Below are 10,961 nucleotides of genomic sequence, written 5' to 3' on the forward strand. Positions count from 1 at the left end.
TGCGTCCCCTCAAATGGTTTTCGCCTATCGAATTTCTTAATAATAGTGTCCAATATGATTGACAAACCTACATTTTTACAACTTTTTTACTCTATTCCCTCATCATCATCGTCATCTGCCTGAACACTTGGGTCGTAATCATCGTATGTGTCCATAAAATTGTACTTCTTACCCTTGTATTCGTATTGTATCACAGTGCGCAGATTGACGTTGTAAACGCTCTTGAAAATATTGTTTTCAATGTTGGGATTGGTGGCACGAAACTTTGCTATAAGCTCCTTCATTTCCTGCCGCTTTGATACCTCACCCTTTTTCTCTGACCCCTCGTAGCTCTCAGTGAAACGGCAGGCACAGCGGATAAAATGCAGATCGTTCTGCTCCACCCAGCGGATAATGTCCGCCTCTTTCACCATGTACAGTGGTCTGATAAGCTCCATGCCTGCGTAGTTCCTCGAGTGCAGCTTCGGCATCATAGTCTGAATCTGTCCTCCGTATACCATGCTCATGAGTATGGTTTCTATAACATCATCAAAATGATGTCCCAAAGCTATCTTGTTGCACCCAAGATCCTGCGCAAATTTGTAAAGCCAGCCACGCCTCATTCTTGCACAAAGATAGCATGGGTTGCGTTTTGTGTTGTATGCAATGTCAAAGACCTTTGTTTCAAACATTTTTATGGGTATTCCCATAAGCGCCGCATTGTCGATTATTCTCTGCCTGTTTGCGTCGCTGTAGCCTGGGTTCATTACAATAAATTCTAGCCCTATGTCCATGCCCTGATATTTCTGCAAATGCTGCATACACTTAGCAAGAAGCATTGAGTCCTTGCCACCTGATATGCACACCGCTATTTTGTCCCCCGGCTTTATCATATCGTAACGCTCATATCCCATTACGAACTTGTTCCATATATCTCTGCGAAAATCAGTAACGATGCTCCGCTCTATCTTCTGCTGTGGCGTCAATATTCTTGACATCTCAAACTCTCCTTAAAATCATATACTTAAATTCTACTATTTTTATGGGATTTTGTCAACCATATTCGTGTTGACATTGTATTGTGATATTGTTATAATATAATAAAGTATTAAAGCAGGAGGATATCATGAGCGAAAATATAGAGCGTGAGATAAAAATTTCTCTCACAAAAGAACAATATAACATCGCCGAAAAGCTTTTTCAGTGGAACAAAATAATCGAGCAGACCAATTTTTATTATATCCCGCAAAGAGATTCAGGCATGACAAGTATCCGTGTCAGGCAGATAGGCGAAAAATATTTTTTGCAGCTTAAAGCACCTATCTCCGAAAACGGTGCACTTCATGTGAAAAAAGAGTATGAACAACAGCTTGACAGCCTGCCTGAAAAGCTCACCGCACAGGAGCTTTCACAGCTTGTGGGGAGAGATTTCCCTGCCGCTGACCTTGCAGGCTCTTTGCATACTCAGCGCAAGCTCTGCACCGATTTTGACCATGTTGAGATATGCCTTGACAAAAGCGAATATCTTGGCTTGACAGACTATGAGCTGGAGCTTGAATATACAGCCGACTATCCCGAAAAGCCTTTGGAGATACTGAAAAATGCAGGTATCACACAGGGGAAAGCGGTAATAGGCAAGTATGCAAGGTTCATGGAAAGAGCCAAAAAGCTTGGTAATTGCTGATTTTCGCCTGTCTGCGGTCATTTTCTATGAAAAAGCACCCACAGCCTGCAAAGGTTTGGGCAATAATGATAATTGACAGTGACGTTATAATATGTTATTATATTAAAGTGTTAAAACGTATGAAATGGTATTTTGATGATACCCGAAAGGAAGTTAATAATGAAAAGATCTATTTTTAAGACTATCGCATCACTTTCCGCTGCTGCCATGATGCTTTTGGCTGTAGGCTGCGGAAGCACATCTGATTCTTCATCAGCAGCAGGCACAAACAGCACAGCCGCTGCAACAGGCGAGGATAACTCACTTCAGAAAGTTCTTGATTCAGGCAAGCTTGTGCTTGGTCTTGACCCAACATTCAAGCCAATGGGCTACACAGACGAGAACGACAACATCGTAGGCTTTGATATCGACGTTGCAAAGGAAGTTTGCTCAAGACTTGGTGTAGAGCTTGAAACTTACTCTGTAAACTGGGATACAAAGGAGCAGGACCTTAATGCAGGCACAATAGATTGCATCTGGAACGGCCTTTCTGTCAGCGATGAGAGAAAGAAAGTAATGCTCATGAGCGAGCCTTACATGAAGAATGAAATGGTGTTTGTTGTAAACGGCTCAAGCGACGTTGCTTCACAGGCTGATCTTGCAGGCAAGAACATTGCCGTACAGAACGGTTCAACAGCACAGGAAACACTTCTTGCATCTGACGTTGTAGCAAATGGTGCGACAACAACAGAGCTTGCGACAAATGTTGAAGCCCTCCAGCAGTTGGAGCTTAACATGGTAGACGCAGCGTTCCTTGACTCAGTAGTTGCAAACTACGAGATATCCACATCAGGCAAGGATTACAAGGTGCTTCCTGACGGCCTTGACCCAGAGGAGTACGCTATCGGCTTCAGACTTGGTGATCAGGCACTTTGCGACAAGATTGAGGAGATCCTTCACGAAATGAAGCAGGACGGCAAGCTCGCTGAGATATCAACATCTTGGTTCGGAAGCGACATCACGACCATAGAATAATCACAAAAACATTCAATCGGACAGTCTTCGGGCTGTCCGATTTTTTTGCTTATTAAGTTTTTCTGCGTGTTATATCTTTAGAAAATAAAAAGTCTCGCAAACAACGTGTTTACGAGACTTTTTGGCGGAGAAGGAGGGATTCGAACCCTCGATGAGCTATTAACCCATACACGAGTTCCAGTCGCTCGACAGCAGTTTGAAGATGTTTTATTATTATTTAGATTTATTTTACCTTATTTAATGTTGTCTGTCAATTATTTTTTTGTGTTCTTATGGTGCCTTGATCGTTCTGATTCAGAATTTATTTTATTCCGTCGCCGCAGGTCGCACCGCAGAACTTGACTTTTTGAAATTATTATGGTATAATTAAGCCATAGTAAGATATAAGGAGATGTCATATATGCCAAAAATCATTCCTATCAAAGATTTGAAAAACACAAGCGGAATATCTGAGCTTTGTCACAGTACTGACGAACCTGTTTTTATCACTAAGAATGGTTATAGTGATATGGTAGTTATGTCCAATCAAGCTTATGACAAACTTATTGAGCAAATTCATCTCTATCAGCTCGTTGCAGAAGCCGAACAGGATGTAGAAGAGGGCAATGTATTTGACGGTGAGGAAGTCCTTTCTGAAATGAGGGCAAAATATGGCTACTGATATATACAGCATTAAGTTCACCGCCCACGCAAGGAAAGACCTTGATAGGATTTTTTCCTACATTGCAAGTGAATTGTACGCTCCACAAGCGGCTACTCGTATTATGAAGATGATAGACCAATCTATCAGCAATCTTTCCACACAGCCTTTTATTGCACCTCTTATCAATGATGAATTCCTTTCAAAGAAAGGTCTGCGAAAGCTTGTTGCAGAAGATTATATCATTCTTTATAAGGTTCAGACAACTGTGAACAATGTTCTGATTTACAGAATAGTCAATGGTCGAACGAATTACATAAGCCTTTTTAAGAGTTAGAACAAAGGAACAGTTCATTGTGGACTGTTCCTTTGTTATTAGCCTAGCTTTTTTTTTATGTCTGAAAATACGTTCTCTTCAAGTGCGTCAGCAGATTTCTTCTGCATTTTTGAATCAACATGAGAATATGTGTTCAGCGTTACTTGTGTGTTAGCGTGTCCTGCACTTTTAGACACTATTGTGACTGGAATATTCAGGTCGTTCAAGAGTATTGAGCAATAGGAATGTCTTAGGTCGTGCAGACGAATATGTCTTAGATTATGTTTCTTTAATAGCTGTGAAAATTTTGCTGAAAGTGTGGCAGGATTCAAATAGTCGCCATTATATTTGCAGACTATCAGATCTCTGTCTATATATTCCTCTTTGCAATACATTCTCTCTTTGATTTGGTATCTTCTGTATTCGCCCAGTAGATTTATTATTGTGGGTGGTACTTGTATTTGCCTTTTTGATGATTCTGTTTTACAGCCTCCGATTATATACTCTCCATTTATGTAGACAAGATTTTTATTCACCGAGATCACATTGTTTTGAAAGTCAATATCGCTCCAAGTCAAAGCACACATTTCAGAACGTCTGAGTGACATTAAGCCTAGATAGACAACTGGTCTTAATCTATCGTTCTGAACAGCCTGCATAAGCGTTTTTATCTCATCTATGGAATAGAAACTGCTTATAGGCTTTTGCTTCTTTTTAGGTACTTTAACAAAATCGCACTCGTTTGTTGACAGCATTTTCTTGAAAGTGAAATATTTCAAACAGCTATGCAGGTTATCGCAAATATACTTCATAGACCTATGAGACAAGTTCTTCTCCTTATCAAGAGCATTCAAAAAATTCTGTATCTGCATTGCTGTGAGCTTTTGGAGCTGAATATTTCCCAATGCTGGACGAATGTGATTTTTGATATTATATTGATACGATTTTACTGTTGCAGGGGCTAGTGTAGGTTTGACCTGTGTTTCGAGCCACTCGTCAAGTGCCTGTGAGACAGTCATTTTATTAGGCTCTATGTATGTGCCGTTGAGTATGTGGCTCTTTGTCTGATTGAGGTAGGCTTCGGCTTCTTTCTTCGTCTTGAATGTTTTGGTGTCTCTTAGTCTTTTGCCTGTGGAACTCTCACCTCTCTCAACTACTGCTTGATAGCCAGTTATTTTTCCTTCTTTGTTTCTTCTTGTTCTTATACTCATTGATTGTCACCTCATTATAATTGAAAACGACCCAAGCAAAATGATTTTGCTTAGGTCGGAATAGTCTTTATTTATGTTTGTTATTTATTGATTATTGCCTGTGACGGTGTTGATGTTTGTAGAAATTTGAGGAAGTTCTCCTTTGTGACTCTGTATCTAGAGCCTAGTTTTAAATAGACCATATTATATTTTATAAGTTTGAGGGCTGAGTTATAGGAAATACCTAAGAACTCTGAGATTTCTTGAGGTGTGAGTATATCACATAGATTTTCAATTTTGTTCGTCATAATAATTTGCTCCTTTTATATAAAGTAGTACGTCTTTCACCACGCAATATTATAATATATATCTGAAAGAGTTTTTCTACGTTTTTAGTAAGTGATTTTTAAGCAAAGGGTAGAACAAAAAATTCTGCCCTTTGAATTTTGAAGTTAGGCTATGAAGTTCACATAAGCAAACTTCTCGTTCGTGTTATCATCAGTTTCCAATTTTGCCGAAAAGCTCCTTGAGGAAACTCCTGAGTAGTCGATCTTGAACTTTTCTGTTATTGTGAGGACTGAATTTGTATTGTATATAATACCTCCGTCACATATTTTTATTCCATTCTCATCTGGAACAAAATAAGCGTTCTTGTCATCTATCAGAATGTTAATGTTCGTTGGACAGTCAAGTGCCTGCCAAAGTGCAGGGGAAAGCTTTATCCTTCTGCCATTAGTCTTTGTGTTCACGATAGATATACTGTATGTACCTTTACCGTGCGAGCTATTGTTTGATGAGTCAATTACTGTAAGATTATCTTTGTTTGGTATAACCATTATTATTCATTTCCTTTCAAATTTTTCGTTTCGTTGATTTCATTCTTTTTTTGTACTCTTATTCCTGTGAACTTAGGTGGTTCTCTTATTTTAGGTTCGGGATTGTCACCAATTTGCAATATCTCGTATACTTTTACGGAGACACCTGATATTGTTCTTTTCAGATAGTACTTTCCAGACTGCTTTTTAAGATAGCCTTCTTTGTACAGCCACTTTACAGCCATTTTCATATCTGTGAAGTTATTTGCATAGATTATTTTTTGCAAGACAGATTCAATTAAGAGTACTGATGTCTCAGTCGTTATACCCTCGCAAGGACTAGATTTGTCGTATCTTAATTCCTCTGCCTCTGGAAATAGCTTTTTATGCGTGACTATATACTCACATATCGCATTGTGCAGGCTTTCAGCTGTCTTGGTTTCATCACGCAAGTATTCGTGCTGTTTCATAAGAACATTGACTATTGAACGAGTATCAATATACATACCTATTCTCAAAGCGTATAGAGCCGTTTGTAGAAGAACAGCATAGTGTTTTATTACTCTGTCTGTTATCTGACAAGCTTTGTCTTGAAGTTTCCTCGACAAATATTTTTGACATAGCTTGAAGTCATTGAACACGATGCGAGGTTGTTTACTATAAAGATAGCTAACAAAATCTTCTCCTACTATCCCATTTTTATGTGAGATGAGTCTGTCGATTTTCTCTGCGTGTTCAGCACTCTGAGTTATGTGCAGGTTGTCGAACTCCAAACACCTTGCACGAATTCCATTGTTCTTTTTGGTTTTGGTGAGCAGAGACTCCTCTGCTGTTGAGATGATCGTTGTTGACCACGTCTTGGACTCTCTCAGACTTGAGTCTTTGTTGCACCTTGCCTTGTCTCTTCCGTGTGAGAGGTTGTATATCAGCGTGGAATAGTCGAGTGCGGAGCAGCTTGCTTCATCAAAGCCAACTGTTATGCCTTGATTGTTGGACAATGCAGCATATATGGCGTTCGTTGTCGAGTTCCACTCGTTGAAGAGCGGTGGCTCGTTTGGATTGCCCCACATTGAAAGTGCAAGTTTCAAAAAGGTGCTTTTTCCGCTTGAACTGTCTCCATAGATGTGTATCAAGATGTTCTCCATTGAGTATGTGAGCTTTAAGTAGCTCAAGAGAGCTGATGATAGACCTGCGACTACTGCGAACATACTTCCGTCTGTCGTAAGCAAATTATTTAGTGCGTTCAGGTAGATTGATTTTGAGGATATTTTATTGTCAAGTTTCAAATCTCCTGCATATTGAAATTGGCTTGCAAGTTCCTTGTTATGAAGAACCCTATTTGTTCTAAAATAGAGGTTATTCTTATATTGAAACCAGCCTATGCTCTTGTAGAGTATTACACGGGGAGCTTGTTCAGAAGCTTGTATCAGATATCTTATCAAGATGTCTGAATATGCTTCATTGAAGAACCACTTCTTTTGAAGTTCGGTAATATCTTTTTTATTCAGACAGTCTGCAGATATTACTTCCTCTTCTAAGCCGAATGGTGTTTTAGCTGTTATATTAAGAAACTTTTCATTGGTATCCTCGTCTTTTAAGTATTGTGTTACTTCAAGCTGTATGGATATCCAGATCTTTATATAACGGCTGTTGTCTTTATCAGACCTTTTTACAAGCCACAAGGAGTCATTTTCAATTATGGCAGGAAAGAAAGAGTGCTCTTGGTAGGAATTGTATTCCTCTTGAGTTATCCTTTCAATTTTATACGAGTCCATAAAATATCCACCTCCTTTCTCAAAAAATTGGATTTTTAGTCCATATAGTATTGTTCTTTTGCAAACTTGAAAACAAGTTTTTTTGTATCAAGGAGATGTAATTTTGCTCTGCTGAGTCCTCAAAGCTCGTTTTTCCCCACTTGCCGCATAGGAAAGTTCTATCTTTATGATTCAAAAAAAATTTCTGCTGAGTAGTTGCGGCAAGTTTTGAAAAACTCGCCACGGACTCAGCAGAAAAGAACAACTGTATGTAGTAAATTATTTGAACTCAGCAATATAGAAATCTTTTCTTACTGAAGGGGTCAAAGGGTGTACGTTCATATGTCCTAGATTATCAGTTACGCACAACAATTTTTTATTGGACTTGTGTAGCATATCAAGAACATACTCTTCTCGCTTTTTTAAAGTCTTGTTGGTTAGTGTTCCCCAAGCAATAATCACTTCATTGACAGACTTCAAATATTTCTTGATTATTACGTCTGTATCTTTATCATAGAGTTGTTCGGCTTTACTATCCATGGCAGAGCATAGGTTGACCGCATAGAAACCGCCATAGCCAAGCTTATACAAATTTGATGAGATTATATTTGTAGTTAAGTCTAGCAAAACTCCATTAGCTTGTCCTGCTGTTTTAGTTATGAACAACGGGACTTCATTTGAAGTGTTCCATATTCTTGATAGTAAATATCTATGTGTATTATCATCTGAGAATATTACAGTATTCTCAATTTTACTGTTCTCTGTTATCATCTGCATACCTCTTTTCGGAACATATAAAGGGACTCACATAAGCAAGCCCCTATGTTTTGGATTTATTTTCTTCTTACTGATTTGCCCTTTTTGGCAGCAAAGAATGTAGTTATTGCAAGTGCAGAACCTTCTATGAGCATTGCAACGCTTTCAGTTGCAGCAATGGAGCTTATAAGTCCAAGTATCATTATCTCACCTCCAATCGCAATAAAATTTTTTTACAGTACTGAATCGACAACAACAAGAACTGTGAGAGTAGCGAAAAAGCCTGCCACAAAATAGCCCATTAGAAAAACCTCCCTTCAAAGAAAAAAGACCAGCTCATTATTTATCTGAATTGGTCTATCAAGCTTGCTTTTATGTATGCAACAATGGCATAGTCGGAACTTATTATGAAAAGCTTTTTTATATATCCGTCTATTTCCAAGGTCACTTCGCTTATATCGTTGAGTATATCAACGTTCCACCTATCAAGCAGAAATTTTATATCATCTTCATTTGAGACTATGCAGCAGAAGCCGCCGAGATCGTTATATACATCTCTGTCAACTCCGTATGCTGTATTCAGAATTGATATTGACTGAGATATATCTGCTTTTAGTTTGTCTGTTATTGTGTCGATATTATCTATTTGATTGATTTTTGTTAGTATTGTCATATGTTTGCTCCTAAATAAAAAATCCCTATCTCACATTGCTGTAAGATAGGGATTGCTATTAATTGTTATTCAATTTTTGTGCCACATTCACCACAGAACTTTTTACCTTCGGGTATCTCTGCGTGACAATTCGGACAAGTCTTTACTTTTGAAATTGATTTACCACAGTCAGGACAGAATTTCATTCCTTCTGGCACTTCTGCATTACAATATGGGCAAAGATTTTTTACTTCCATAGAACTACCACACTCTGGGCAGAATTTCATTCCCTCTGGAACGTTTTTATGGCAATTAGGGCAGAGGTTTTCCTTTTCCATTGTACTTCCGCATTGTGGACAATATTTTATGCCGAGAGCAACTTCAGCACCACAACTTGGACACTCTTTTATCAGTTTTTCACCGCAATTATTGCAGAATTTTGTGCCTTCGTGGTTAGGCGTTTTACATTTAGGACACAGTATTTCGTCTGATTTAAGTGCCTTGCTCGCACTCAAAGACACGGAAACGTTTTTGCCACCACTCATTATGAATCTTTCGATTTCATCGAAAATTTCTTGTGGCAATTTTTTTTGACCTAAAACACCAATTACCGATGTGACCGCTAGAGGTGCAAAAAGAAGCATTCCGACTGCACCTGCTCCAACTTTATCAGACCACTTGCCAGCACCAATATTTACTGTGATCATATCACCAGCAGGAATGATTTGAACTTGTGTTGCCATACTCATACCAGCAAGTTTCTTCCAAGATTTGCTTTCTGGTTCTTTTGCTTGCACAAAATATCCTTCTGGTGAACTTGTACCTTCTGTTGTAAGTGCTTTTTTATCTCTCAAAAAGCACTCAACAGCACGACCAACCATATCTATGGTTACACCATCTACGAGTTTGAAAATTTTTGAATCAGCCATAATAAAACCACCTTTTTATGTTATATATTTTATACTAATGCCAGTTCTATCACAAACTTACTTTATGTGATTAATTATACCACCATATTTACTATTTGTCAAGTACAACATTACTATAAGAAAAGAAATATTTCAAAAAATAATGTTAAAATTATATATAGTAGATAGGTGGTGCATATATGGACAGTATAGGAAGCAGAATACGAAATGCTCGAAAGCAGGCAGGACTTACACAAGCTCAGCTTGCCGAACGTGCTTTTATAAGTGAAAGCTATATGGCACTGATTGAGTTGGACAAGAGAAATCCAAGTACTGACGTTGTTATAAGAATTGCAGAGATATTACAAGTGAGTTCAGACCATTTGCTGTTTGGCGAATTGCCAAAGAATGAGCTTGTTCTTTTTAATGAATGGAAGAAACTTATGCAGGGACGTTCGACTAAGGAGATTGAGTCTGCTCAGAATATTGTGAAGTGCTTTTTTGAAAATTTAGATGAACGTTGTAATGTAGATGATTGAATTCCCAAATTCCTTTTTTCCTCACTTTTTTAATAATCAACTATATAAAGAATTACATTCAGTAGATAGAACATCTCGGTGAGCAGTTCAACGGACACGTTGGACTGCTTGTACGAGTGGAGCAGACTTGCTTGACGAGGCTGCTCCTTTCCATATTCCTCTGCGAGTCCATTTTGGACGAGCAGCATAGAGCAAATGCGGCGATTTGCAAAAATCGCCGCATTTTTGCTATGACAATCGTGTTATGTTCTTGATATTTCACCCTAAAAACGAAATACGGCAGGGAGTATTTTACTTCCTGCCGTATTTTAGTGTATCCTGCCTATATTTTATTTATCCTATTATGTCGCCTTTCCGTCGCCAATTCGCTTTTTCCAGAGTATTTTATCCTACCTTCTGCATATAAGAAAAAGTCTCGCAAACAACGTGTTTACGAGACTTTTTGGCGGAGAAGGAGGGATTCGAACCCTCGATGAGCTATTAACCCATACACGAGTTCCAGTCGTGCGCCATAAACCGGGCTAGGCGACTTCTCCAGTTTATCATTTTTTATATGTGTCACACTATCTAAGCGACTTTAATATTATACCATATGATCTTTTACTTGTCAAGACATTTTTGAAACTTTTTTTGTTCTTTTTTGTAGTGCTACAATAGATATTGGACAAAATTAAGAAAAAAGAAAAGAGAGATAGGCAAAAATCTGATAAAATA

15 protein-coding genes and 1 tRNA gene are annotated in these 10,961 nt (G+C 38.3%); 6 read left to right on the top strand and 10 right to left on the bottom strand.

From position 1 onward, the window contains the following. Positions 1-86 precede the first annotated feature (86 nt). Positions 87-977 (bottom strand): ATP-binding protein, encoded by an 891-nt coding sequence (locus tag AB5123_RS12795; RefSeq protein ID WP_117856665.1) that lies wholly within the window; start codon positions 975-977, stop codon positions 87-89. A gap of 128 nt (positions 978-1,105) precedes the next feature. On the opposite strand from AB5123_RS12795, the gene AB5123_RS12800 reads away from it, so the two are divergent. The 5 genes from AB5123_RS12800 to AB5123_RS12820 all read left to right on the top strand — a co-directional run bounded on the left by AB5123_RS12800 (position 1,106) and on the right by AB5123_RS12820 (position 3,654). Beyond that, positions 1,106-1,663, top strand: a complete 558-nt coding sequence (locus AB5123_RS12800; protein WP_195249708.1) for a CYTH domain-containing protein — start codon at positions 1,106-1,108, stop codon at positions 1,661-1,663. Between the two features lie 26 nt (positions 1,664-1,689). Continuing rightward, on the top strand, positions 1,690-1,842 hold the full coding sequence (locus AB5123_RS12805; protein ID WP_181979662.1) for a hypothetical protein: 153 nt from the start codon (positions 1,690-1,692) through the stop codon (positions 1,840-1,842). Continuing rightward, a complete protein-coding gene (locus AB5123_RS12810; RefSeq protein ID WP_195249707.1) occupies positions 1,823-2,677 on the top strand; it encodes an amino acid ABC transporter substrate-binding protein in 855 nt (284 codons plus the stop codon). The genes AB5123_RS12805 and AB5123_RS12810 overlap by 20 nt, the downstream gene beginning before the upstream one ends. Before the next feature lie 400 nt (positions 2,678-3,077). After that, complete coding sequence (locus AB5123_RS12815) at positions 3,078-3,338, top strand: type II toxin-antitoxin system Phd/YefM family antitoxin (protein ID WP_117856662.1); 261 nt, start codon at positions 3,078-3,080, stop codon at positions 3,336-3,338. Further along, positions 3,328-3,654 (top strand): type II toxin-antitoxin system RelE/ParE family toxin, encoded by a 327-nt coding sequence (locus AB5123_RS12820; RefSeq protein WP_117856661.1) that lies wholly within the window; start codon positions 3,328-3,330, stop codon positions 3,652-3,654. The genes AB5123_RS12815 and AB5123_RS12820 overlap by 11 nt, the downstream gene beginning before the upstream one ends. 38 nt (positions 3,655-3,692) lie before the next feature. Here AB5123_RS12820 and AB5123_RS12825 read toward each other — a convergent pair whose 3' ends face one another. The 8 genes from AB5123_RS12825 to AB5123_RS12860 all read right to left on the bottom strand — a co-directional run bounded on the left by AB5123_RS12825 (position 3,693) and on the right by AB5123_RS12860 (position 9,729). Continuing rightward, positions 3,693-4,844 carry a tyrosine-type recombinase/integrase gene (locus tag AB5123_RS12825; RefSeq protein ID WP_329966466.1) on the bottom strand — a complete coding sequence of 384 codons (1,152 nt, stop codon included), beginning with the start codon at positions 4,842-4,844 and terminating at the stop codon, positions 3,693-3,695. Positions 4,845-4,924: 80 nt separating this feature from the next. After that, a complete protein-coding gene (locus AB5123_RS12830) occupies positions 4,925-5,131 on the bottom strand; it encodes a helix-turn-helix domain-containing protein (protein WP_278634909.1) in 207 nt (68 codons plus the stop codon). Positions 5,132-5,275: 144 nt separating this feature from the next. Beyond that, positions 5,276-5,659, bottom strand: a complete 384-nt coding sequence (locus AB5123_RS12835; protein WP_178184296.1) for a hypothetical protein — start codon at positions 5,657-5,659, stop codon at positions 5,276-5,278. A 2-nt stretch (positions 5,660-5,661) separates the two neighbouring features. Next, positions 5,662-7,413 carry a DUF927 domain-containing protein gene (locus AB5123_RS12840; RefSeq protein ID WP_278634908.1) on the bottom strand — a complete coding sequence of 584 codons (1,752 nt, stop codon included), beginning with the start codon at positions 7,411-7,413 and terminating at the stop codon, positions 5,662-5,664. Between the two features lie 258 nt (positions 7,414-7,671). Then, positions 7,672-8,163 (bottom strand): DUF1643 domain-containing protein, encoded by a 492-nt coding sequence (locus AB5123_RS12845; RefSeq protein ID WP_278634907.1) that lies wholly within the window; start codon positions 8,161-8,163, stop codon positions 7,672-7,674. A gap of 62 nt (positions 8,164-8,225) precedes the next feature. Beyond that, positions 8,226-8,351, bottom strand: a complete 126-nt coding sequence (locus AB5123_RS12850; protein WP_278634906.1) for a hypothetical protein — start codon at positions 8,349-8,351, stop codon at positions 8,226-8,228. 140 nt (positions 8,352-8,491) lie between these two features. After that, the gene (locus tag AB5123_RS12855; protein WP_117856655.1) at positions 8,492-8,821 is read right to left on the bottom strand and encodes a hypothetical protein; all 330 of its coding nucleotides are present in this window, start codon (positions 8,819-8,821) and stop codon (positions 8,492-8,494) included. 65 nt (positions 8,822-8,886) lie between these two features. Then, positions 8,887-9,729 carry a zinc ribbon domain-containing protein gene (locus AB5123_RS12860; RefSeq protein WP_117856654.1) on the bottom strand — a complete coding sequence of 281 codons (843 nt, stop codon included), beginning with the start codon at positions 9,727-9,729 and terminating at the stop codon, positions 8,887-8,889. Between the two features lie 179 nt (positions 9,730-9,908). Between AB5123_RS12860 and AB5123_RS12865 the strand changes: the two genes are divergently transcribed. Then, positions 9,909-10,247, top strand: a complete 339-nt coding sequence (locus AB5123_RS12865; RefSeq protein ID WP_117856653.1) for a helix-turn-helix domain-containing protein — start codon at positions 9,909-9,911, stop codon at positions 10,245-10,247. A gap of 443 nt (positions 10,248-10,690) precedes the next feature. Here the strand turns inward: AB5123_RS12865 and AB5123_RS12870 are convergent. Next, positions 10,691-10,783 (bottom strand) — tRNA-Ser (locus AB5123_RS12870). Positions 10,784-10,961: the final 178 nt, after the last annotated feature.

The organism is Ruminococcus sp. RTP21204st1_B2_RTP21204_210225 (assembly GCF_040914135.1).
GTDB classification, from domain to species: Bacteria; Bacillota; Clostridia; order Oscillospirales; family Ruminococcaceae; genus Hominimerdicola; species Hominimerdicola aceti.

What these genes read in the sequence shown, in the direction of transcription:
- AB5123_RS12835 (WP_178184296.1), bottom strand. Translation starts at nt 5,659, where the DNA reads ATGGTTATACCAAACAAAGATAATCTTACAGTAATTGACTCATCAAAC.
- AB5123_RS12795 (WP_117856665.1), bottom strand. Translation starts at nt 977, where the DNA reads ATGTCAAGAATATTGACGCCACAGCAGAAGATAGAGCGGAGCATCGTT.
- AB5123_RS12850 (WP_278634906.1), bottom strand. Translation starts at nt 8,351, where the DNA reads ATGATACTTGGACTTATAAGCTCCATTGCTGCAACTGAAAGCGTTGCA.
- AB5123_RS12845 (WP_278634907.1), bottom strand. Translation starts at nt 8,163, where the DNA reads ATGATAACAGAGAACAGTAAAATTGAGAATACTGTAATATTCTCAGAT.
- AB5123_RS12800 (WP_195249708.1), top strand. Translation starts at nt 1,106, where the DNA reads ATGAGCGAAAATATAGAGCGTGAGATAAAAATTTCTCTCACAAAAGAA.
- AB5123_RS12820 (WP_117856661.1), top strand. Translation starts at nt 3,328, where the DNA reads ATGGCTACTGATATATACAGCATTAAGTTCACCGCCCACGCAAGGAAA.
- AB5123_RS12840 (WP_278634908.1), bottom strand. Translation starts at nt 7,413, where the DNA reads ATGGACTCGTATAAAATTGAAAGGATAACTCAAGAGGAATACAATTCC.
- AB5123_RS12825 (WP_329966466.1), bottom strand. Translation starts at nt 4,844, where the DNA reads ATGAGTATAAGAACAAGAAGAAACAAAGAAGGAAAAATAACTGGCTAT.
- AB5123_RS12865 (WP_117856653.1), top strand. Translation starts at nt 9,909, where the DNA reads ATGGACAGTATAGGAAGCAGAATACGAAATGCTCGAAAGCAGGCAGGA.
- AB5123_RS12855 (WP_117856655.1), bottom strand. Translation starts at nt 8,821, where the DNA reads ATGACAATACTAACAAAAATCAATCAAATAGATAATATCGACACAATA.
- AB5123_RS12860 (WP_117856654.1), bottom strand. Translation starts at nt 9,729, where the DNA reads ATGGCTGATTCAAAAATTTTCAAACTCGTAGATGGTGTAACCATAGAT.
- AB5123_RS12830 (WP_278634909.1), bottom strand. Translation starts at nt 5,131, where the DNA reads ATGACGAACAAAATTGAAAATCTATGTGATATACTCACACCTCAAGAA.
- AB5123_RS12815 (WP_117856662.1), top strand. Translation starts at nt 3,078, where the DNA reads ATGCCAAAAATCATTCCTATCAAAGATTTGAAAAACACAAGCGGAATA.
- AB5123_RS12810 (WP_195249707.1), top strand. Translation starts at nt 1,823, where the DNA reads ATGAAAAGATCTATTTTTAAGACTATCGCATCACTTTCCGCTGCTGCC.
- AB5123_RS12805 (WP_181979662.1), top strand. Translation starts at nt 1,690, where the DNA reads ATGAAAAAGCACCCACAGCCTGCAAAGGTTTGGGCAATAATGATAATT.